Here is a 22,753-nt window from a genome sequence, read left to right on the forward strand (position 1 = left end):
GTCATGGATCCCGTCAGAGCGTTGCAGAAGCGACGCGGCGTCGCCCGCTGGACTGAGCTCGAACGCGCAGGTGTCGCGCGCGGTACGTTGCTGGACGCCTGCCGCGTCGGCGCGATCGTGAGACCGCACCGTGGCGTGTTCGCTTTGCCGCTCACTCCTCGACCCACAGTTCTTGCCAGCGTCTTTCGTGGGGCGCTCTGTTGCCTCTCGTGGTGTGCGCGAGCCGGGCTCCCGGTCTATCCGCAGCCGCCGGAGGTTCACCTCGCTGTGCCGCAGCCCAGAGCCATGGGCATCGTGCGCAAACGTCCCGCGCAGGAGGTCGTTGTCCACCGAACGCCGCAGATGCCGACGACCGCGGCCCAGCAGATCGACCTCTCGGCACTGTGCTGCGGACCCCGTGAGCAATTGGCGCTCGTCGATGCCGCGCTCCGGGACGGCCTTATCAGTCGAGGCGACATCGCCGCATTCGTGTGCGGATGGACTCCGAGACGCACGTGGCTCGCCGCGATGGCGGATGCGCGGAGCGAGTCGCTGTCCGAGACCTGCGCCCGCGTGGAGCTCGTGGAGGCGGGCTTCACCGTGGTGCCTCAGTTCCAGCTGCGGGCGGTCGGCCGCGTCGACTTCTTGGTCGAGGGGTCGGTGGTCGTCGAGATCGACTCCGCGGCTCATCACTCGGGGGAAGACGCGAAGGCCCGCGACCGGGACCGCGACCGGGCGGCAACGACCCAGGGCTACGCGACGCTGCGTTACATGTTCCACGATGCTGTCGAGCGGCCAGAAGTGATCGTGGATGACGTGCACGCAACTCTGCTGCGCAGCGGGCTCCTGACGCCGACAGTTCGAACCAAATTAGCGGCGGCTGCACGCGTGTCTGGCTGGCGCGAGCTTCGCTAGACGGCGTGTCGCCTCCGATTTGGTTCAAACTGTCAGGAAGCGGCGGAGGCGAGGCGCGACCGGCCCGCTCCAACGCCGTGAGCGAAACCATTCCGGGCCGCACCAGCACTCGCGTAGGCTTCTGACCACCATGAAGAAGGTCCTCAATCTCCGCTTCATCATCCTGCTGGTCCTGTTCGCCGTGCTCATCGGCTGGCTGGTGCCGAGCCTGTTCTCGCCGCGCACCGAGCGGGTGGACACCTCGACCGGCCTCGAGATCCTCGACACGGGTCTGGTGGACAGCGCCAAGATCGTCGACGGAGACCAGCGCGTGCAACTGGGACTGAGCGAGGACTTCGCCGCCGACCTGCCCGAGGACGCCCCCGAGGAGTGGGCCGACCTGCCGGGCACCGTCGAGTTCTTCTACGTCGCGCCGCAGGGCGAGCAGATCGTCGACGCGATCGTCGACGCGGACCTCGACCAGGGCTACGACTCCGAGATCGCGCGCGGCTCGATCTGGAGCACCATCCTCTTCAGCTTCCTGCCGATCTTGCTGCTGGTGGGCCTGTTCTGGTTCCTCATGTCGAGCATGCAGGGCGGCGGCGGTCGCCTCATGAGCTTCGGCAAGTCCAAGGCGTCGATGGTGACGCCCGACACCCCGACGGTGAAGTTCGAGGACGTCGCCGGCGTCGACGAGGCCGTCGAGGAGCTCAAGGAGATCGAGGAGTTCCTCGAGAGCCCCGCGAAGTTCCAGGCCGTGGGCGCCAAGATCCCCAAGGGCGTGCTGCTGTACGGCCCTCCCGGCACCGGCAAGACGCTGCTGGCCCGCGCCGTCGCGGGCGAGGCCGGCGTGCCGTTCTTCCACATCTCCGGATCCGACTTCGTCGAGATGTTCGTCGGTGTGGGCGCGAGCCGCGTCCGTGACCTCTTCGAGCAGGCGAAGAAGAACGCCCCGGCGATCATCTTCGTCGACGAGATCGACGCCGTCGGCCGCCACCGCGGCGCCGGCATGGGCGGCGGCCACGACGAGCGCGAGCAGACGCTCAACCAGATGCTCGTCGAGATGGACGGCTTCGACGCCACCACCAACGTCATCATGATCGCGGCCACCAACCGGCCCGACATCCTCGACCCCGCGCTGCTGCGCCCGGGCCGCTTCGACCGCCAGGTGGGCGTCGAGGCCCCTGACCTCAAGGGCCGCCGCAAGGTGCTCGAGGTCCACGCCAAGGGCAAGCCCATCTCGCCCGAGGTCGACCTCGAGGCCATGGCGCGCCGCACCCCCGGCTTCACGGGCGCTGACCTCGCGAACGTCCTCAACGAGGCGGCGCTGCTCACGGCTCGCAAGGACCAGCAGCTGATCGGGCCGCGCGAGGTGGACGAGGCGATCGACCGCGTCATCGCCGGCCCGCAGAAGCGCACCCGCGTGATGAACGACCACGACAAGTCGGTGACCGCGTACCACGAGGGCGGCCACGCGCTCGTGGCGGCGGCGATGAACCACACCGACCCCGTCACGAAGGTCACGATCCTTCCCCGCGGCCGCGCCCTGGGCTACACGATGGTGATGCCGCAGGAGGACCGCTACTCGAAGACCCGCAACCAGCTGCTCGACAACCTCGCGTACGCGATGGGCGGCCGCGTCGCGGAGGAGCTCGTGTTCGGCGACCCGTCGACCGGCGCGAGCAACGACATCCAGCAGGCCACCGAGATCGCCAAGCAGATGGTCACCGAGTACGGCATGTCCACGGACGTCGGCTCGGTGCGCCTCGCGGGCAGCTCGGGCGAGGTCTTCCTGGGCCGCGACATGGGCCACGGCCGCGACTACTCCGAGGCCAAGGCCGCGACCGTCGACCACGAGATCCGCGAGCTCATGGACAACGCGATGGCGGAGGCCACCAAGGCGCTCCAGGCCAACCGCGGCGTCCTCGATCGCCTCGCCGAGGAGCTCCTCGAGAAGGAGACCCTGGGCGAGAACGAGCTCGCCGAGATCTTCGCCGACGTCAAGAAGGTCGCCAAGCGCAAGCACTGGATCAGCGGCGACTGGGCGCCCAAGACCGCGCCGCGCAAGAAGCCCGTCACGGCCCCGCCGCCGCCCAAGGAGGAGCCGGTCGACGCGGTCGTCTCCGAGGCGACCGACGCCAGCAGCGCCGATGCGCCCGCCGGGCTGGCATCGGACGTCGCCGATGCGCCGCATCAGTCGGGCGCGGACGACGCGACCGACCAGCAGCGCCCCGAGTAGCGTGGACGCATGAGCGGCCACGACGAGGAGCGCAACGGCGCGCCGGGCTCTGGGAGCCCGGCCGATCCGGGTCAGTCCGAGCCGGGCCACGAGCAGCCGGGCTGGGAGGGGCGCGAGCCCGCGGACTCTCGGGATGATGCGGACGAGACCTCGGACGGCGGGGACGTGTTCGACGACCTGCGCCTCGACGGCGCGGGCCTCGAGAGCCCGCCCCCCGTGGTCCCGGCGATGGAGGTGCCTGGCGGTGCCCACAGCCAGGCGTCCCCCAGCCAGTCGTCTCACGGCCCCGTCGACGACGAGCCCGTACGCCCGGCAGGTCAGGCGGGCGTCGACCACGCGCGAGCCGAGGCCGCGGTCCGCGAGCTGCTGCTCGCGATCGGCGAGGACCCCGACCGCGACGGGCTGAAGGACACCCCGGGCCGCGTCGCACGCGCCTACGAGGAGTTCTTCGCCGGTCTGTCGCAGGACCCGGGCGAGATCCTCAGCACGGTCTTCGAGCTGGGCCACGAGGAGATGATCCTCGTCAAGGACATCGAGCTGTACTCGATGTGCGAGCACCACCTGGTGCCGTTCCACGGCGTTGCCCACGTGGGCTACATCCCGGGGGAGGACGGCCGCATCACCGGACTGAGCAAGTTGGCTCGCTTGGTTGAGGTCTACGCCCGTCGGCCGCAGGTGCAGGAGCGCCTCACGACCCAGGTCGCCGACGCGCTCGTGAAGCACCTGGGTGCTCGCGGCGTGATCGTCGTGGTCGAGGCGGAGCACCTGTGCATGTCGATGCGCGGCATCCGCAAGCCGGGCTCGCGCACCGTCACCAGCGCCGTGCGCGGCGTCATGCGCGACGGCGCCACGCGCGCGGAGGCGATGAGCCTCATCGTGGGGCGCTGAGCCGCATGCCGTCGCTGCCCGTCCAGGGCCGCACCCTCGTCATGGGCATCCTCAACGTGACGCCGGACAGCTTCAGCGACGGCGGTCGCTGGGACAGCGCCGATGCGGCCATCGCCCGCGGCCTCGAGCTCGCCCGCGAGGGCGCGGACATCGTCGACGTGGGCGGCGAGTCCACCCGCCCCGGCGCCGCCCGCGTCGAGCCCGGCGAGGAGGTCACCCGGGTCCTGCCCGTGGTCGAGGCGCTCGCCGCCGAGGGCGTGCCCGTGAGCATCGACACCATGCGCGCCCGCACCGCTCGCGCCGCCGTCGACGCGGGCGCATGCCTGGTCAACGACGTGTCCGGCGGCCTCGCCGACCCGGACATGGGCCGCATCGTCGCGGAGCTCGAGTGCGACTACGTCGCGATGCACTGGCGCGCCCACTCCACGCAGATGGACGACCTCGACGTCTACGCCGACGTCGTGGGTGAGGTGGGTACGGAGCTCAGCGAGCGCATCGGCGCCCTGACCGCGGCAGGGGTCGACCCGGCCCGGATCATCCTCGACCCCGGCCTGGGCTTCGCCAAGGTCGCCGACTCCAACTGGCCGCTGCTCGCCCGGATGGGCGAGTGGTCGGGAGGAGCGCGCGTGCTCGTCGGCGCGAGCCGCAAGCGCTTCCTGGGCGCCGCGATCGCTCGCGACGGGATCGACGCCTCTGACCCCAGCGTGCGCGAGCACGCCACGACGGCCGTGACGACGCTCGCGGCCCACCACGGCGCCTGGGCCGTGCGGGTGCACGACGCCCGCGCCGCCCGCGACGCCATCGCCGTCGCGTCTGCTTGGCAGAACGCCACTTCCACGCCAGAGTGAGGACATGACTGTGCACATGCGCCCGTACGTCAAGGACGGCATCGAGCTGGACCAGATCGCGGTCGAGGGCATCCGGGTCACCGGGTTCCACGGCGTCAACGCGAACGAGCGCGAGGGAGGACAGCTCTTCTACGCGGACGTGGTCGCGCACGTCTCGACTCGCGCTGCCGGCGACGGCGACGACCTGACGAAGACCGTCAACTACTCGGACCTCGCCGACCGCGCCGCGGAGGTGCTCGCCGGGTCGCCGTTCAAGCTCATCGAGGCCGTCGCCGCGCACATCGCGCGCGAGCTGCTCGAGTTCGACGGGGTGCACTGCGTCGACGTCACCGTCCACAAGCCCCAGGCGCCGCTGCACGTCGAGTTCAAGGACGTGACCGTCACCATCCGTCGCGACACGAAGAGCGGCGGTCTGTGGGCGGACAAGCGCATCGGCTCGTCGGCGGGCTTCCCCGACGACCCCAACTCGCCCGAAGGCTCGCACCCTCCCCGCGACCTCATGGACGTGCGCCCCGCGCAGCCGGTCCGCGCGCTCATCGCGATGGGCGGCAACCTCGGCGAGGTGGAGCCCACGTTCCGCGAGGCGCTCAACGAGATCCACCGCGTCAGCGGCGTGACGATCCTGTCGGTCGCGCCCCTGGTCCGCTCCGTGCCCGAGGGCGGCGCCTCACAGCCCGACTACCTCAACACCGTGGTGCGCGTCGAGACGGCGCTCGCCCCGCGCGAGCTGCTCGCCGCCCTGCACGGCATCGAGATGGTGCACGGCCGCGACCGCACCGTGCCCGGCTCGGCGCGCACGCTCGACCTCGACCTCGTCCAGTTCGACGGCGTGCAGGGCGAGACCGAGGACCTGGTCCTGCCCCACCCGCGCGCCCACCAGCGCGGTTTCGTGGTGCTGCCGTGGGTCGCCATGGAGCGCGACGCGGTGCTCGAGCCGCACGGCTCCGTCGCCGACCTCGCGCGCGCCGCGCAGTTCGACGGCGTGACGCTCGTCAGCGCCGAGTGGCCCCGCGTGCCCGCGCCCGAGGCGCTCGCCCACACCGGCGAGCAGGCGCAGGCGCCTACCGCGCCCGTGACCGGCGCGACCCCGGTGGCCGCCAGCCCCGTCGCGGCCGCGTCCGTCCCCGCGTCGGCGCCCGCGCCCGTCGAGACGCCGGCGTCGGCAGTGTCCGAGCCGTCTCCGATCCCTGACGCCGATGCGCTCGCCGGAGAGACTGGCCCCGCCTCACCCGAGCAGGTGGCGCCGGACACCGTCGTGCCGACCTACGAGACCGAGCCCTCCGTCCCGTCGTCGTTGCCCGCGACCGAGGCTCCGCAAGACGCGCTGTCGCAGCCGAGCGTGGCTCCCGTGACCGACAGCCAGCCCGTGTCGCCGTACGCGCCCGCGTCCCAGCCCAGCGTCGCGCCCGCCTCGGACGTGCCGCCCGTGTCGCCGTACGCGGCACCGTCGACTCCGCCGGCGCAGGAGTCGGCAGCCCCCGCCCGCCCCACCTTCCAGCCCTCCGCGCCCGAGTCGCCCACCCCGCCCTCGTCTGCGCCCGAGGCGACGGCCGGTGAGCCGGCGACCAGCGCATCGGCTCCGGCGGCCGACCCGAACGATCCGCTCGCCCCCTTCGAGACGCCTTCCGCGTCGAGCGCCCCCGCGGCGCCGCAGTGGGCGCCCGTGACGGACACGCAGCCGCAGGGCACGCCGGGCGTCCCGACGCGCACGTCCTTCGGGGTCGCGCGGCAGACCCCGCCGCCCAGCTCCGAGAGCGCCGACCCCACCCCGTAGCCGTGCAGCACCTCACCTGGCAGCGACTCGCCGCCGTCGGGCTGGCGGCGCTCGCGCTCGCGTGGATCCTCACGGACCAGATCGAGCGCGGTGGCGCGACGCCCCTCGCGGTGCCGTGGACCTTCGACGTCGTGTGCGTGGCCGCCGGCGTGCTCGCGCTGTGGCTCGGCTGGCAGGTCCGCCAGTACCTCGCGGGCAAGAAGCCCGAGCTCGACGGGCTGCGCGCCGCCCGCACCGTGGTCTACGCGCAGGCGAGCGCCTACGTGGGTGCCATCATCGCGGGCGCGTGCGGCGGGTACGCGCTCGGCCTGCTCGACGGGTGGAGCCACGGGCCGCGGCGCGAGGTGATCATCTCGGCGCTCATCGCGGCGGCCTGCGCGCTCGCGATGATGGTCGCCGGGATCATCGCCGAGCGCTGGTGCCGCCACGGGGGCGACGACGAGCTCGAGCAGACGGACGCCCAGCCGGCCTGATCGAGCCCGCGGAACCCAGCCCGCGCACTGGCCCTCCTCCTGACAGTTTGAACCAAACTGCGGCGCGACACCCCGGTGCGTGACGCGTGAGCCGGGATGCACCGGGGTGTCGTCGCCTCGATTGGTTCAAACTGTCAGGGAAGCGGAGGCAGAGGCAGTAGGGGGAGCCCCGCGCCCGGGCCCCTCGCGCCGCCTGGCAGACTGGGCGCATGACGCTGTTCGAGCCCGATGCCGCCGACTGGCAGTACGTGTCCCGCAAGCTGATCCCCGCGCGCATCATCACGCTGTGGCTGTGGATCGCGATCCCGCTGCTCGCCAGCGTCGTGCTGGGCATCCTCGCGAGCGCGTGGGTCTTCACCGCCGCGGGCGTGGCGCTCATCGTCGGCCTGTGGGGCAGCTGGCTCGTCTACCGCCAGGTCACCGCGCACGCCTGGGTCGAGCGCGAGGACGACCTGGTCGTGAAGAAGGGCCGCATGTGGCGCACCGTCACGGTCGTGCCTTACGGCCGCATGCAGTACGTCGAGGTCCAGGCCGGGCCCATCGCCCGCGCGTTCGGCATCGCCAACGTCCAGCTGCACACCGCGTCCCCCGGCACCGACGCCGCGATCGCCGGCGTGCCCGAGTCCGAGGCCGCCCGCCTGCGCGACCGCCTCACCAGCCGCGGCGAGGCCCAGCTGGCCGGTCTGTGAGCCCCGCGTGAACGACCCGATCCCCGTCATCCCCGCGCGCGGCCCGCAGGTGCTCTACCGCGCGCCGCGCGAGTGGTCGCGCATGCATCCCGTCTCGCCGCTGCTGGGCGGCTGGGCCGTCATGGCCGTGGCGCTGACCATCGCCGCGTACAACATCGCCCCCAGCTGGACGGGCGTCGATCCCGGCGTACAGGAGATCGCCCACGTGGTGACGCGGTCCATCCTGTGGTTCATCGCCGGCGTGCTGGTGATCATGGCGCTGACGGTCGGGTTCGGCTACCTCCAGTGGCGCGTCAACGAGTTCCGCCTCAGCGACGACGCGATCCAGCAGCGCAAGGGCATCCTCGTCAAGCAGCTCAAGCAGGCGCGCCTCGACCGCCTCCAGGCCGTGGATGTCGTCCAGCCGCTGCTCGCGCGCATCTTCGGCTTCGCGGCGCTCAAGATCGAGGTCGCCGGCGGCGAGGGCTCGGGCATCGTCCTGCAGTTCCTGCGCCTGGGCGAGGCCGAGGCCATCCGCAACGAGCTGCTCGTCCTCGCGGCCGGCGTCAAGCGCGCCAAGGCCGAGGGCGCCGACGCCTCCCTTGAGGCCGTCACCTCCCGCATCGCCGATGCGCGTGCTGGCACCCCCGTCCAGGGCGCCGATGCGCTGGTCGAGGAGGACCCCGCGGAGCCTTCCGCTCCTGCCGCGGCCTACGCGACGTCGGGGTCGCTGCGCGACCTCGCGGGCATGCCCGCGGGCGTGGCGGAGGTGAGCGAGTCCGCCGAGCGGCGGATGTACGAGGTGCCGCTGCCGCGGCTCATCGCGTCGATCCTGCTGTCGTGGGCGACCGTGTGGCTGGTGCTGGTGCCGGTGCTCCTCGCCGTGGGGATCATCATCTTCGGCCGCGTGGTGCAGGACTTCGTGTTCGCGGCCGCGGGCGGATCGCTCGTCGCGATGCTTCCCCTGCTGTTCGGAATCCTCGGCTACTTCTGGTCGCGGCTGTCCGGCGGCTTCGGGTTCACCGCGGCGATCTCCGAGGACGGCATCCGGCTCAAGCACGGCCTCACCGAGACGCGCCGCCAGACCGTGCCTCCGGGCCGCGTGCAGGCGATCCGCTTCGAGCAGTCGTTGCTGTGGCGCGGCAAGGACTGGTGGCGGGTCACCATCAACGTGGCCGGCTACCAGGACAACGCCGAGCAGGTCTCGACGCTGCTGCCCGTCGGCACGCGCCAGGATGCGCTGACCGCGCTGTGGCTCGTGCTGCCCGACCTGGGCGACCCGGACCCGGCCGGCACGGTGTCGCTTGCGCTGTCCGGGGCCGGCGACGAGGGCGGCTTCACGCCGGTGCCCGCCCGCGCGCGCATCTTCGACCCGATCCAGTGGCGCCAGCGCGGCGTCCGCGCCACCGACCGCGCGCTGCTGATCCGCCGCGGCCGCCTGGTGCGCGAGGTGTTCGTCGTGCCGCACGAGCGCACGCAGTCGCTCGGCCTGTCGCAGGGCCCGTGGCAGAAGCGCCGGGGCCTCGCGACGTTCACCGTCCACTCGACCAACGGCCCGGTCAAGCCCGTCGCCGAGCACCTGGACGTCGACGACGCCCGCGCGCTGCTCGAGGCGCAGGGCCGTCGTGCAGCCGAGGGGCGCCGCCACCAGACGCCCGAGCAGTGGATGAGCGCCGTCGGCATCAGCGACGCGGGCACCGCCGACGGCGGCACGGCGAGCGCTGGCGCGTCCCCCGGCACCGACGGAGGCCCGCGCGACGCGGCGGTTCCCGGTGCTGGTGACGACGTCGTGACCGGTGTGGGCCAGGCGCGTCCCCCTGAGGGCGACCCCGGCGCGCCCCGCGAGGGCTCGGCGTGACCGCGCCGGGGAGGCTGAAGGTCGGCGTCGTGGGCGCTGGCCGGGTGGGCGCGGTCCTCGGCGCCGCGCTCGCGCGCGCCGGACACCAGGTGGTGGCCGCATCGGGCATCTCCGAGGAGTCCCGCACGCGCATCGACGCCCTGCTGCCCGATGCTGCCCACGAGGAGCCCGAGGCCGTCGTCCGTGCCGCCGAGCTGGTGCTGCTGACCGTCCCCGACGACTCGATCGCGGCGGTCGCCGCCGGACTGCGCTCGCTGGACGCGTGGCGCCCCGGGCAGATCGTCGTGCACGCGTCCGGCCGCTACGGCACGGAGGCGCTCGCGGACGCCGCGGGAGCGGGCGCGCTGGTGCTCGCGATCCACCCGGCCATGACCTTCACCGGTACGTCGATCGACCTCGCGCGCCTCGCGGACGCGACCTTCGCGGTCTCCGCCGCGGGTCCCGTCCTCCCCATCGCCCAGGCGCTCGTCGTCGAGATGGGCGGCGAGCCGCTCGTCATCGCCGACGCCGACCGGCCCGCGTACCACGCGGCGCTCGTGCACGGCGCGAACCATGTGGTGACCGCGGTGACGCAGGCGGCGGCCGCCCTCGCGCGCATCGGCGTGGACGAGCCCGGCAAGGTGCTCGGCCCGCTCGTGCACGCCTCCGTCGAGGGCGCGGTGCGGGACGCGCCCGGTGCGGTGTCGACGCTCACCGGGCCGGTCGTCCGCGGCGACGCCGGCACCATCGCGGCCCATCTCGCGGCGCTCGAGGGCCAGCCCGAGACCCTCCACGCCTATCGCGCGATGGCTCGTGCGACCGCGGACCTCGCGCTGTCCGGCGGCCGCATCGGCCCCGCGGCGTACGCCGACATCATCGCGACCCTCGGCGTCGACGATTGGCGGGTGGAGCCGTGATCCTCGCGAGCACCGCCGCGGAGCTGCCCACCCGCGAGCCCGGCACGCGGCGCGCCGTCGTCATGACGATGGGCGCTCTGCACGAGGGCCACCTCGCGCTCGTGCGCCGCGCCCGCGAGATCGCCGACCAAGTCGTCGTGACGATCTTCGTCAACCCCCTGCAGTTCAACGAGGCCGCGGACCTCGAACGCTACCCGCGGACCCTCGAGGCCGACTGCGCGCTCCTCGAGCCGCTCGGCGTGGACGCGGTGTTCGCCCCCAGCGTCGACGAGATGTACCCGGGCGGATCGCCCACGGTGACCGTGAGCGCCGGTGCCATCGGCGGGGTGCTCGAGGGTGCTCACCGGCCGGGTCACTTCGACGGCGTCCTCACGGTGGTGCTCAAGCTCCTGCACCTCACGGACCCCGACGTCGCGCTATTCGGCGCGAAGGACGCGCAGCAGGTCATCGCGGTCCGCGCGATGGTCCGCGATCTCGCCGTGCCCGTCCGGATCGAGGCGGTCGACACGGTCCGCGACCCCGACGGCCTTGCTCTGTCCTCGCGCAACGTCCACCTGTCCGAGCGCGAGCGCGCAGAGGCGCTGATCCTGTCCCGCGCGCTGTTCGCCGCCGCCGGGGCCGCACGGAATGGCTCCGCCGCACCGGACGTTGTCGCGACGGGGCGAGCGGTGCTCGCCCAGCGGCCACCCGCATCGGCCGTGCGCGTCGACTACCTTGAGGCGATCGACCCTCGGACGGCGATGGCCGTCGAGGCCGACCATCGCGGCGACGCGGTGATCGCCGTGGCCGCGCGGGTGGGCGCGACGCGCCTCATCGACAACGTGACCGTGACGCTAGGGGAGAAGAAGTGACCAGCCTGCAGCGGCCCATGATGATCTCGAAGATCCACCGCGCCACGGTGACCCAGGCGGACCTGCACTACGTCGGCTCGATCACGATCGACGCGACCCTGCTCGAGCACGCGGACATCCTGCCCGGCCAGCAGGTCGACGTCGTGGACGTCTCCAACGGCGCGCGCCTCACGACCTACGCCATCCCCGGCGAGCCCGGCAGCGGCCAGATCTGCATCAACGGCGCCGCCGCCCACCTCGTGAACCCCGGCGACCTCGTGATCATCATCGGCTACGGCATGCTCGCCGACGCCGAGGCTCGCACCTTCGAGCCGCACGTCGTCTTCGTCGACGGCGACAACCGGATCATCCAGGAGTGCGACGACCCGGGCTCGGTGCCGGACGGCTACGGGCTCGAGCGGTCCGGCGTGCCGGTGCACGAGTTCCACGAGAGCGGCTGGGCGGCCTTCCGCCGCTGACCCGGCCTCCTCCGCCGCCCGACATTTCCGAACATCTCCACCGCGACGCGCGGGTGCAACAGCGTCTGCGGCGCCGCTCGCCCGGCGTGTCGAGCGCCGGATGTTCGGAACTGTCGCAGGCGCTCCACGGGGATTCTCGCGTGCCGCTCAACACACGGCCGTCGCTGGTGGGCCTCTCGTGAGCCATGGGGCTCCCCATGCGCCCCCTCGTTCACATGGGTCCCAGCTGTGTGTTGAGCGGTACGGCAGCGCGCATCGGCGCTTCGAAACTCATGTCGAGATGTGAACGCGCCCAACGCCCCGTCCCCGTTTGAAACCCAGTTTCGAGCCGGCTGACACCCTCGAAAACGGACCCGATGGGACCGCGCCCAGTATCGAAAACGCCCGCAGCGGTTGCTTTCGAAAACGATATCGGTAACGTTTTCGAGCAGTGGGGCACTGCGGCCCGAATGTCGCAGCGCCATCGCAACGAAGCGCCACGACAGGGAGTCATCGATGAAGCTGCGCACCCGTGGGGCGGCACTTGCCGCCTCGTTCACCCTCCTCGCCACCGCGGGCCTCGTGAGCGTCGCGCCAGCGGCGACGGCCGCACCGGAGACCGTCTCGGACGTCGACTTCTCCGATGGCCTCGGCACGTGGGGGCCCAACGGCGACTCCACCGCGACCGTCGTCGAAGGAGCGGACCCGTACCTCGCGATCACGAACCGGGTGAACGACTACGACGGCATCCGGACCGACGCGGGCCTGCTCGAGGAGGGCGTCGAGTACACCGCCTCGCTGCAGCTGAGGCTCGCCGCGGACGCGCCGGTGGACTCCGCGGACATGCGCCTCATCGGCCGCGACAGCGGCTACGACTGGATCGGCAACACCACGGTCACCAAGGAGTGGACCACCGTGCAGGGCACGTGGACGCCGGATGCTGCCGACCCGTTCCTCTACATCGGCACCGCGAACGTCACCGTCGACGACGTCGCCACGCCCTACGGATACGACGTCGACACCATCCTCATCACGCGCGAGGGCGCGCCCGAGGAGCCCGGCGCCTGCGAGGCTCTCGAGTCGGTCGACTTCGAGGGTGACTCGTTCGCCCCGTGGCAGGCGAACAACGCGACCGTCACGATCGTGGAGGACTCCGCGGACGCGGCGAACCACGTGGGCGCCGTGACGGGTCGGACTGACACGTGGCAGGGCATCCAGTCGGCGGTGGGCGCGTACGAGGAGGGCGTGGAGTATGCCTTCGAGGCGAAGGTGCGTCTGAGCGCCGATGCGGGGGTCAGGTTCATCGCGAACGAGCCTGGGGCGTCGAACGAGTACGTCTGGGTCGGCAACACCGACAGCGTCACCGCGGGGGAGTGGGTGACCATCGCGGGCACCCACACCTTCGGCGAGGCCGCGTCCGGCGCCAAGGTCTCGATCGAGGTCACGACCGTTCAGGACTACGAGGTCGACGACATCGTCGTGACCCCGACCGACTGCGGACCCGCCGAGCCCGAGGAGTGCGAGGCCCTGGAGTCGGTCGACTTCGAGGGCGGCTCGTTCGCGCCGTGGCAGGCGAACAATGCGACCGTCACGATCGTGGAGGACTCTGCGGATGCGGCGAACCACGTCGGTGCGGTGACGGGTCGGACTGACACGTGGCAGGGCATCCAGTCCGCGGTGGGCGCGTATGAGGAGGGCGTCGAGTATGCCTTCGAGGCGAAGGTGCGTCTGAGCGCCGATGCGGGCGTCAGGTTCATCGCGAACGAGCCCGGGGCGTCGAACGAGTACGTCTGGGTGGGCAACACCGAGAATGTCACCGCGGGGGAGTGGGTGACCATCGCGGGCACCCACACCTTCGGCGAGGGCGCGTCGGGCGCCAAGGTCTCGATCGAGGTCACCACGCCGCAGGACTACGAGGTCGACGACATCGTCGTGACCCCGACCGACTGCGACGGCGGTGGCGGCGGCACCGACGGCCCGCCGCCGGGCACCGTCCTGCTCGAGACCAGCTTCGAGGACGGACTCGACGGCTGGTTCGCCCGCCAGGGCGGCGACACCGACCACACCGTCGGCGTCACCACCGCGTACGCCCAGGACGGCGCGCAGTCCGCGGCCGTGACCGGCCGCGACCACCAGGGCGACGGCCTCGCGATCAACGTCACCGGGATCCTGACGCCCGGCGCGACCGTCGAGCTCACCGCCTGGGTGCGAATGGGCGAGGGCCAGCCGGCGGGGCCGATCTGGTTGACGCTGCAGCGCACCAACGGCTCGTCGAACTCCTACGACACCCTGGGCCAGTTCACGGGCATCACCAACTCCGGCTGGACGCAGGTGACGGCGAGCTTCACTCCCGCGAGCTTCGACGACGGCGTGCTGTACTTCGAGACCGCCTACGACTCGGGCAACCCGGGCAACACCTCGGACTTCTACGTCGACGACGTGAGCGTCTCCGTGCCCGACGCGGTGGACATCCAGGACCTCACGCCCATCAAGGACACCGTGTCCTTCCCGGCGGGCGTCGCGATCGACAGCCGCGAGACCTCGGGGCCGGGAGCTGAGCTGCTGCTCAAGCACTTCGGCCAGGTCACCCCGGAGAACCACATGAAGCCCGAGGCCTGGTACGACGCCGAAGGCACGTTCACCCCGCACCCCGACGCGATCGCGATCATGGACTTCGCGCAGGAGCACGACCTCGCGGTCTACGGGCACGTGCTCGTGTGGCACAGCCAGACCCCGGCGTGGTTCTTCGAGGACGAGGCCGGCGCACCGCTCACCACGAGCGCGGCGGACCAGCAGGTGCTGCGCGACCGCATGCGAGCGCACATCTTCGCGATCGCCGAGTACCTGTCCGACGAGTACGGCCTGTTCGGCTCGGAGACGAACCCGCTCAACGCGTGGGACGTCGTCAACGAGGTCATCTCCGACTCGGGCGAGTTCACTGACGGCATGCGCCGCTCCGAGTGGTACCGGATCCTCGGCGAGGAGTTCGTGGACCTCGCGTTCGCCTACGCGGACGAGGCGTTCAACGACGTCTACGCCGCTCCCGGCACGGCCCGCCCGGTGGCGCTGTTCATCAACGACTACAACACCGAGCAGTCCGGCAAGCGCGCCCGCTACATGGGTCTCATCGAGCGCCTCATCGACCGCGGCGCCCCGCTCGACGGTGTGGGACACCAGTTCCACCTCAACCTGTCCTTCCCGGTCGAGGAGCTGGGCGCCACGCTCGACACGTTCGCGCCGCTGGGCCTGCACCAGGCGGTGACCGAGCTCGACGTGACGACCGGCACGCCCGAGTCCGACGCGAAGTTCATCGACCAGGGCTACTACTACGAGCGCGCGTTCGAGATCTTCCGCGAGCACGCCGACCAGATGTGGTCCGCGACGGTGTGGGGCCTCATCGACTCCCGCTCGTGGCGCGACTCGAGCGGCGGTCCGCTCGTCTTCGACGACGCCTACCAGGCCAAGCCGGCCTACTACGGCATCGTCGGCGGCGACCTGCCGGCGCCGCTGCGCTCGGCGAACTCCTTCCAGGGTGACGTGCCCCTCGAGGGCGGGAGCGCATCGGCCGTCTGGGACCGCCTGCCGCTGCTGCCCGCGGGCGCCGACGGAACGTTCCAGACGCGCTGGACGAGCGACCACCTCAGCGTGCTCGTCCGCGTCCAGGACGCCGATGCGGGCGCTGGAGACGGCGTCGAGCTGCACCTGGGCTCGCAGGAGTACGTGGTGGGCAGGGACGGCTCGGGGTTCGCCGATGCGGTCGTCACCGAGCGCTCGGGCGGCTACGACGTCGTGGCTCACCTGCCTCTCGACGGCGCGGCCGAGGGTGACGCTCTGCAGCTCGACGTCCGCACTGTCTCGGGCGGCGAGTCCGACGGGTGGAACGCCGAGGGAGTGCTCGGCACGCTCACCCTCGTCGAGCCGCTGTCCTTCGTGGAGACGGTCGAGGCCGAGGACGCGCCCGTCATCGACGGCGCGATCGACGCGGGCTGGGCGGACGCGGAGGCGGTCACGACCGACAAGGAGGTGTCCGGCACCGGCGGTGCGATCGGCACCTTCCGCACCCTGTGGAAGGGGCAGACCCTCTACGTCCTGGGCGAGGTCGCCGATCCCGTGATCGACACCACCGGGTCCGACCCGTGGACCCAGGACTCGGTCGAGATCTACGTCGACGCGGGCAACGCCAAGAACGGCTCGTACCGGTACGACGACACCCAGATCCGGATCAGCGCCGACGGCGTCGTGTCGTTCGGCACCGGCGACGAGACCTTCCAGGCCAACAGGCTCGAGTCGGCCGTCCAGGTGGTCGATGGCGGGTACGTGGTCGAGGCGGCGATCGGGCTGTTGGAATACGGCGGCCTCGGCTCGTTCCAGGGCCTGGACGTCCAGGTCAACGACGCCGCCGACGGCGCGCGCCAGACCATCCGCAACTGGGCCGACCCGACCGGTGCCGGCTACCAGTCGACCGCCCGGTGGGGCGTCACCGAGCTGGTCGCCGCCGACGATGCTGGCAACGGCAACGGCAACGGCAACGGCAACGGCAACGGGAACGGGAACGGCAACGGTGGCGGGAACGGCAACGGCAATGGGAACGGGAACGGCAACGGCGGCGGGAACGGGAACGGGAACGGCAACGGGAACGGTGGCGGGAACGGGAACGGCAACGGTGGCGGGAACGGGAACGGTCCCAAGTCTGAGTCCGAGGTCCGCGGCGCGCCCAACGGCGGCGTGGGTGTCCCGTCGTCCGCGCGGGCGGGGGAGACCATCACCATCCGACTCGGCGCCGACCACGCTGGCGAGGAGACCGACGCGTACCTGTACTCCGAGCCCACGCTCATCGGCTCGCCGATCGCGAACGCCGCGGGCGACATCCGCGTGACCATCCCGGCGGACACGCCCCCGGGATCGCACACCCTCGCGGTGTACGCGGCCGACGGCGCGCTGATCGGCTGGGCGGCGATCGAGATCCTGCCGGCCGCCGCCCTGTCGGCGACGGGAGCGGACGGCTATCTGCCGTTCGTCGCGGCGGCGATGCTGCTGCTCGCGCTCGGCGCGGCGGCGGTCGGACGCGCACGGACCAGGGAGGCCACCACGAACCGCTAGACGAGGGAGACGGCCGGCGGCGCGATCCGGTGCGGGCTCACCGCGCATCGGGCCCCCGGACCGCGACACGGAGCCTGGGGCGACCGCGCACAAGGGAGCGGACGCCAGGGCACAGGCTCCGCCGGCCGTCTCTCCGGCACCGACGCCCCCGTCGGGTGCCACCGCGGCCCCGGCGCACGTGGCGCGCCGGGGCCGCGCCGCGCATCGCCCCTCCTGCACCACCCGGCCACGCTCCCGCTCCCGTTGCGCGCCCGACTCGGCCTGCAGGGCCCCCGCCGTACGCGACCCCTCCCGACAGTTTCGAACATCGCCACCGGGGCGCGCCGGTGCAACTGCTTCTGCAGCGCCTCGCCCCCGGCGTGTCGCGCGCCAGGCGTTCGGAACTGTCGGGGGTGAGAGATATCGGCGCGCGCCGCTAGGTTGAGGCCATGATCCGTTACGTCCGCCACCTCGCTGCGCCCGCGCCCGGATGGACCATCGACGCCGACGTCATCGTGGTCGGCTCGGGCATCGCTGGGCTGACCGCGGCCCTCGAGCTGCGTGCCAAGGTCGACCGCGTGCTGGTCGTGACCAAGGGCGCGCTGAGCTCGGGCTCCACGGTCTGGGCCCAGGGCGGCATCGCCGCCGCGCTGCACCCCGAGGACACCCCCGAGGAGCACCTCCAGGACACCCTCATCGCGGGCGCCGGGCTGTGCTCGGAGCAGGCCGTGCGTGCCCTCGTCACGGAGGGGCCCGACCGGGTGCGCGAGCTCGTCGCCCGCGGGGCCAACTTCGACACCGACGCGGACGGCGGCATCACCCTCACGCGCGAGGGCGGCCACCACCGCGACCGCATCGCGCACGCTGGCGGCGACGCGACCGGCGCGGAGATCTCACGAGCACTCGTCGCGCAGCTCGAGGCGATCAAGAACGACCCCGGCATCGAGGTCGTCGAGAACGCGATGGTCGTGGACCTGCTGACCGCCGCGCCCGACGCGGACGGTCGCCCCGGGCCGGTGTGCGGGGTGACGCTGCACATCATCGGCGAGGGCAGCCGCGACGGCGTGGGCGCTGCGCTCGCGAAGTCGGTCATCATGGCGACCGGCGGCATCGGGCAGGTGTTCCGCTCGTCCACCAACCCCGCCTCGGCCACGGGCGACGGCCTGGCCGCGGCGCTGCGCGCCGGCGCCGCCGTCGCGGACATCGAGTTCGTCCAGTTCCACCCCACCGTCCTGTGGCAGGGCTCGGCCGCTCGCGGGCAGCAGCCCCTCATCTCGGAGGCCGTGCGCGGCGAGGGCGCCTACCTGCTCAACGGAGCCGGCGAGCGCTTCATGGTCGACCGGCACGAGATGGCCGAGCTTGCCCCGCGCGACGTGGTGTCGAAGGGCATCGTCGCGATGATGGACGAGGAGGACTCGGACAACGTCTTCCTCGACTGCCGTCACCTGGGCCGGCGCTTCCTGCGCGAGCGCTTCCCGACCATCTGGGAGCGCCTCGCCGAGCGCGGCATCGACATGGCCGAGGACCTCATCCCCGTCGCGCCGGCTCAGCACTACCACTCGGGCGGGATCCTCACCGACCTCCGCGGGCGCTCCACGCTGCGCGGCTTGCACGCGGTGGGCGAGGCGGCGTGCACCGGGGTCCATGGGGCGAACCGGCTCGCGTCGAACTCGCTGCTCGAGGGCCTGGTGTTCGCCAGCCGCGCCGCCGCCGACGCCGCCCAGGCCGTCGCCGACGGCACCGTGCGCCAGCTCGAGCCGGTGACGCGGCCGGGGCCATCGGCGCTCGTGCCCGCGACGACCCGCGCCCAGATCCAGTCCATCGCCCACCGCGGGGCGGGGCCGGTGCGGTCGGCCGCGGGGCTCGCGAGGGCGACCGAGCGGCTCGGCGCGCTGCGGCAGCGGTTTCACACGGACAGCCCGGCGAGCGCGCTGCCGCAGACCGCGGAGTGGGAGACGAGCAACGTCCTGACGAGCGCATCGGCCCTGGTGGCGACCGCCTTCGAGCGCGAGGAGACGCGCGGAGGACACCTGCGCGAGGACTTCCCCGACAGGGACGATGCGCGGTGGGCTGTGCGCCTTGCGGCCACCCTGGACGGGGACGGGGAGCTGCAGATTCAGCGGGCGCCGCTCGAGCTGGGCTGACCGCAGTGGTCCGTGGGGAGTACGCGGGCGGCGACCGCTCGCGAGACGAGCTCACGCACGGACGCCGCCGCGCCCTCACCCCCCAGCACCGTCGCTCGACGGAAGCAGTGTGACCCGCGTGGCGCGACCACAGGCCCCAGTGTGACATACGTCACACCTGCGTGCCTAGTGGCTTCTTTGGAGGTCCGTGGCGCGCGTGGGTGACGGCTACGCTTGATCGCCGTGAGCATGCCTGAAGACCTTCCCCAGGACCGTCCGCTGCGCGCCTCGTGGCTCGCCTCCGCCGTGGGCGAGGCCCTTGACGAGGACCTGGGCTCCGAGCCCGGACGCGACGTCACCACCCAGGCCACCATCGCCGCCTCCGCGCAGGTGAGGGGCGCGATCATCATGCGCGAGGCCGGCGTGATCGCGGGGATCCCCGTGATCGCCGAGGCGCTCGGCCAGGTCGCGGAGCGCCTCAGCCTGCCGATGCCCGTGATCGAGCTGCGTGCCACCGATGGCGACCGCCTCGATGCCGGCGCGCATGTCGCCGACGCCTCCGGCGCAGGCCACGTGATCCTCATCGCCGAGCGCACCATCCTCAACTTCCTGTCGCGCGCCTCGGGCATCGCGACGCACACCCGCCGCTGGGCCGATGCGCTCGAGGGCACCGGCGCGCGCGTGCTCGACACGCGCAAGACCACGCCCGGACTGCGCGAGCTCGAGAAGTACGCGGTCCGCGTGGGCGGCGGCGTCAACAAGCGCACCGGCCTGCACGACTGCGCCATGGTGAAGGACAACCACATCCTCGCCGCCGGTTCCGTGGGCGCGGCCCTCCTGGCGATCCACGACCGCTTCCCGGACGTGCCCGTGCAGGTCGAGATCGAGTCGCCCGACCAGGCGCGCGAGGCGATCGACGCCGGCGCGCGGTTCCTGATGCTCGACAACATGGCGCCCGACGCGATGCGCGCGCTCGTGCGCGAGGTGCGCGAGATGGAGCCCGACGTGGGCCGCGTGCGCCTCGAGGCGACCGGAGGGCTGACGCTCGCGAACGCGCGCGACGTCGCGGACACGGGCGTCGACTACATGTCGGTGGGTGGGCTCACGCACTCGAGCCCGATCATCGACCTCGCACTCGACCTGAACTGAGCCGTCCAGTCCCGAGCCGAGCGGACGCGAGCCGAGGGGACGCGAGCCGAGCAAGACGCGGGACCCCAGCCCGCGCATCGGCCCTCCGGCCTTGTACCACTCAACACACGCCTGGGACCCGTGAGGCGAGAGTGGTCCCTGTGATCGCACACGAGACTCCCGCGTCCCACCCGCCACAGCTGTGTGTTGACCGGTACGCCGACAGTCCCGAACATCGGCGCTCGCGACACCCCGGCGAACCTCGCGAACGCGCGCGCCGCACCCGCGTGTCGCGCCCGGGATGTTCGGAACTGTCGGGCGGGGAGGCGGAAGCGGGGAGGCGCCCGCACGCGCCGGTACCCTAGAGGGCGTGACCGAAGCGCCTGACACCACCGAGATCGACGTCCCCGAGCAGATGCGCGTGCGCCGTGCGAAGCGCGACCGCATCATCGACGCGGGCGGCGAGGCCTACCCGGTGTCCGTCGACCGCACCCACGAGATCGCCGCCATCCGCGCGCAGTACGACGATGCGCTCGAGGCCGGCGACGAGACCCAGGACGTCGTGGGCGTCGCGGGTCGCGTGGTGTTCGTGCGCAACACGGGCAAGCTGTGCTTCGCGACCATCCAGGACGGCGCGGGCGAGCGCCTGCAGATCATGCTGAGCCTCGCGGAGGTGGGCGAGGACTCGCTCGCCGCGTTCAAGGCCGACGTCGACCTGGGCGACCACCTCTTCGCGCACGGCCGCGTCATCAAGTCGCGCCGCGGCGAGGTCTCCGTCTTCGCCGACGACTGGGCCATCGCCGCCAAGGCGCTGCGCCCCCTGCCGACGCTGCACAAGGACCTCGCCGAGGACACGCGCGTGCGCCAGCGCTACGTCGACCTCATCGCCCGCCCGCTCGCGCGCGACACGGTCCGCAACCGCGCCCACGTCATGCGCAGCCTGCGCGAGTCCCTCCACGAGCGCGGCTTCCTCGAGATCGAGACGCCCATGCTGCAGACGCAGCACGGCGGCGCCGCGGCGCGCCCATTCCTGACGCACATGAATGCGTTCGATATCGACCTCTACCTTCGCATCGCTCCGGAGCTTTTCCTCAAGCGCGCGGTGGTGGGCGGCATCGAGAAGGTTTTCGAGATCAATCGCAATTTCAGGAATGAGGGCTCGGATTCCTCGCACTCGCCTGAATTCTCGATGCTCGAGGCGTACGAGGCCTACGGCGACTACGACACCATGGCGACCCTCACGCGCGAGCTCATCCAGGGTGCCGCGCGCGACGTCTTCGACACCGAGGTGGTGACCCTCGCCGGCGGCGAGGAGTGCGACCTGTCGGGCGAGTGGACCGCGCTGACCATGTACGGCTCGCTGTCCGAGGCGCTCGGCGAGGAGATCACGCCCGCGACCTCGGTCGAGCAGCTCGCGGCCCTGTGCGAGCGCTTCGAGATCTCTGTCGACCCCAAGCGCGTCAACCACGGCAAGCTCGTGGAGGAGCTGTGGGAGCACCACGTGGGCGACACCCTCACCGCGCCCACCTTCGTGCGCGACTTCCCGGTCGAGACCAGCCCCCTTACGCGCGACCACCGCACGCAGGACGGCATCGTCGAGAAGTGGGACCTCTACGTGCGTGGATTCGAGCTTGCCACCGCGTACTCGGAGCTGGTCGACCCGGTCATCCAGCGCGAGCGCTTCGAGCAGCAGGCCCGCATGGCGGCGCAGGGCGACGACGAGGCGATGGCGCTCGACGAGGACTTCCTCACCGCGATGGAGTTCGCGATGCCCCCGTCGGGAGGCATGGGCATGGGCATGGACCGCCTGCTCATGGCGCTCACCGGCCTCGGCATCCGCGAGACCATCACGTTCCCGCTGGTCAAGCCCACGGAGGACTGACATGCCGATGTGGCAGCTGGTCGCGATCGGCCTCATCCCCTCGATCGCCGTCGCCGCGCTGTTCTGGTTCGCGATGCGCGCCGTCGTGCGCGCCGACCGCAACGAGCGCGCGGCCCTCGCCCAGATCGAGGAGGACGACGCCCGCTCGGTGCAGGGTGCACCGTCGGATCGGAGCGCCGATGCGCGTGCTGAGTCCGTCGACACCGTCGCCGAGCCCGGTGCTGGGCCCGTCGCCGAGTCGCGTGAGGAGCCCTCGGCGCGCTCGGAGGCGTAGAACGACGCACTTTCTTTGCGTGAATACGATTCATTCGCGCGAACGCCGATAACGCGCACATTCCGTTATTGACCTTTTCGCGCCATTATGTGATTCTGGGCCTGCTTCTTCTAGAAAGGAAGTGCGATGGCACAGAAGGTCCAGGTCGTCCTCGTGGACGACATTGATGGCGGCGAGGCGAAGGAGACCGTGAGCTTCGCGGTCGACAACGTCGCGTACGAGATCGACCTCTCGGAGGCGAACGCCGCCAAGCTGAGGGAGGACATCAGCGCCTGGACGGCGAAGGCGCGTCGCGTCTCGTCGACCAAGCGCGGCGGCGGGCGTCCCCGCCGTGCCGACTCCGCAAAGGTGCGGGCGTGGGCGAAGGACAACGGGTTCGACATCTCCGAGCGTGGCAGGATCTCCACGGAGATCCGCGAGGCATACGCCGCAGCGAACTAGGACGACGACAGCTGGCGGCTC

General features: G+C 71.9%; 17 protein-coding genes and 1 pseudogene. All 18 read left to right on the forward strand.

What is annotated here, in order from left to right:
• Nucleotides 1-3: 3 nt before the first annotated feature.
• Nucleotides 4-138 (forward strand): annotated as a pseudogene (locus B7K25_RS14030) (type IV toxin-antitoxin system AbiEi family antitoxin domain-containing protein); the annotation flags it as partial.
• 147 nt (nucleotides 139-285) lie between these two features.
• On the forward strand, nucleotides 286-894 hold the full coding sequence (locus B7K25_RS06185) for a DUF559 domain-containing protein (protein WP_234988098.1): 609 nt from the start codon (nucleotides 286-288) through the stop codon (nucleotides 892-894).
• A 130-nt stretch (nucleotides 895-1,024) separates the two neighbouring features.
• Nucleotides 1,025-3,112, forward strand: coding sequence for an ATP-dependent zinc metalloprotease FtsH (ftsH, locus tag B7K25_RS06190; protein WP_084104834.1), 2,088 nt, complete (start codon nucleotides 1,025-1,027; stop codon nucleotides 3,110-3,112).
• A gap of 228 nt (nucleotides 3,113-3,340) precedes the next feature.
• Nucleotides 3,341-4,000, forward strand: a complete 660-nt coding sequence (gene folE / locus B7K25_RS06195) for a GTP cyclohydrolase I FolE (RefSeq protein ID WP_084104911.1) — start codon at nucleotides 3,341-3,343, stop codon at nucleotides 3,998-4,000.
• A gap of 5 nt (nucleotides 4,001-4,005) precedes the next feature.
• Complete coding sequence (gene folP, locus B7K25_RS06200) at nucleotides 4,006-4,848, forward strand: dihydropteroate synthase (protein WP_084104835.1); 843 nt, start codon at nucleotides 4,006-4,008, stop codon at nucleotides 4,846-4,848.
• A gap of 4 nt (nucleotides 4,849-4,852) precedes the next feature.
• Nucleotides 4,853-6,622 carry a 2-amino-4-hydroxy-6-hydroxymethyldihydropteridine diphosphokinase gene (gene folK / locus B7K25_RS06205; protein WP_084104836.1) on the forward strand — a complete coding sequence of 590 codons (1,770 nt, stop codon included), beginning with the start codon at nucleotides 4,853-4,855 and terminating at the stop codon, nucleotides 6,620-6,622.
• A 2-nt stretch (nucleotides 6,623-6,624) separates the two neighbouring features.
• On the forward strand, nucleotides 6,625-7,095 hold the full coding sequence (locus B7K25_RS06210) for a DUF3180 domain-containing protein (protein ID WP_159450143.1): 471 nt from the start codon (nucleotides 6,625-6,627) through the stop codon (nucleotides 7,093-7,095).
• A 209-nt stretch (nucleotides 7,096-7,304) separates the two neighbouring features.
• On the forward strand, nucleotides 7,305-7,784 hold the full coding sequence (locus B7K25_RS06215) for a PH domain-containing protein (protein WP_084104837.1): 480 nt from the start codon (nucleotides 7,305-7,307) through the stop codon (nucleotides 7,782-7,784).
• Between the two features lie 7 nt (nucleotides 7,785-7,791).
• The gene (locus tag B7K25_RS06220; RefSeq protein WP_234988099.1) at nucleotides 7,792-9,621 is read left to right on the forward strand and encodes a PH domain-containing protein; all 1,830 of its coding nucleotides are present in this window, start codon (nucleotides 7,792-7,794) and stop codon (nucleotides 9,619-9,621) included.
• A complete protein-coding gene (locus tag B7K25_RS06225) occupies nucleotides 9,618-10,517 on the forward strand; it encodes a Rossmann-like and DUF2520 domain-containing protein (RefSeq protein WP_084104838.1) in 900 nt (299 codons plus the stop codon). The genes B7K25_RS06220 and B7K25_RS06225 overlap by 4 nt, the downstream gene beginning before the upstream one ends.
• Nucleotides 10,514-11,368, forward strand: coding sequence for a pantoate--beta-alanine ligase (gene panC / locus B7K25_RS06230; protein ID WP_234988100.1), 855 nt, complete (start codon nucleotides 10,514-10,516; stop codon nucleotides 11,366-11,368). Before B7K25_RS06225 ends, panC begins: the two co-directional genes overlap by 4 nt.
• The gene (panD, locus tag B7K25_RS06235) at nucleotides 11,365-11,826 is read left to right on the forward strand and encodes an aspartate 1-decarboxylase (RefSeq protein WP_234988101.1); all 462 of its coding nucleotides are present in this window, start codon (nucleotides 11,365-11,367) and stop codon (nucleotides 11,824-11,826) included. Before panC ends, panD begins: the two co-directional genes overlap by 4 nt.
• A 495-nt stretch (nucleotides 11,827-12,321) precedes the next feature.
• Nucleotides 12,322-16,905 carry an endo-1,4-beta-xylanase gene (locus tag B7K25_RS06240; RefSeq protein WP_084104839.1) on the forward strand — a complete coding sequence of 1,528 codons (4,584 nt, stop codon included), beginning with the start codon at nucleotides 12,322-12,324 and terminating at the stop codon, nucleotides 16,903-16,905.
• A gap of 428 nt (nucleotides 16,906-17,333) precedes the next feature.
• Nucleotides 17,334-19,028 (forward strand): L-aspartate oxidase, encoded by a 1,695-nt coding sequence (locus tag B7K25_RS06245; RefSeq protein ID WP_084104840.1) that lies wholly within the window; start codon nucleotides 17,334-17,336, stop codon nucleotides 19,026-19,028.
• A gap of 228 nt (nucleotides 19,029-19,256) precedes the next feature.
• Entirely contained in the window at nucleotides 19,257-20,156 is a 900-nt protein-coding gene (gene nadC / locus B7K25_RS06250; protein ID WP_084104916.1) for a carboxylating nicotinate-nucleotide diphosphorylase, read from the forward strand.
• A gap of 394 nt (nucleotides 20,157-20,550) precedes the next feature.
• Nucleotides 20,551-22,017 carry a lysine--tRNA ligase gene (gene lysS / locus B7K25_RS06255; RefSeq protein WP_234988106.1) on the forward strand — a complete coding sequence of 489 codons (1,467 nt, stop codon included), beginning with the start codon at nucleotides 20,551-20,553 and terminating at the stop codon, nucleotides 22,015-22,017.
• 1 nt (nucleotide 22,018) lies between these two features.
• Nucleotides 22,019-22,291: a hypothetical protein gene (locus B7K25_RS06260; protein ID WP_084104842.1), complete on the forward strand. Its 273-nt coding sequence runs from the start codon at nucleotides 22,019-22,021 to the stop codon at nucleotides 22,289-22,291.
• A 126-nt stretch (nucleotides 22,292-22,417) separates the two neighbouring features.
• Nucleotides 22,418-22,732, forward strand: a complete 315-nt coding sequence (locus tag B7K25_RS06265) for an Lsr2 family protein (protein ID WP_084104843.1) — start codon at nucleotides 22,418-22,420, stop codon at nucleotides 22,730-22,732.
• Nucleotides 22,733-22,753: the final 21 nt, after the last annotated feature.

Origin of the sequence: Demequina sp. NBRC 110056, assembly GCF_002090155.1 — a bacterium.
Lineage (GTDB): Bacteria > Actinomycetota > Actinomycetes > Actinomycetales > Demequinaceae > Demequina.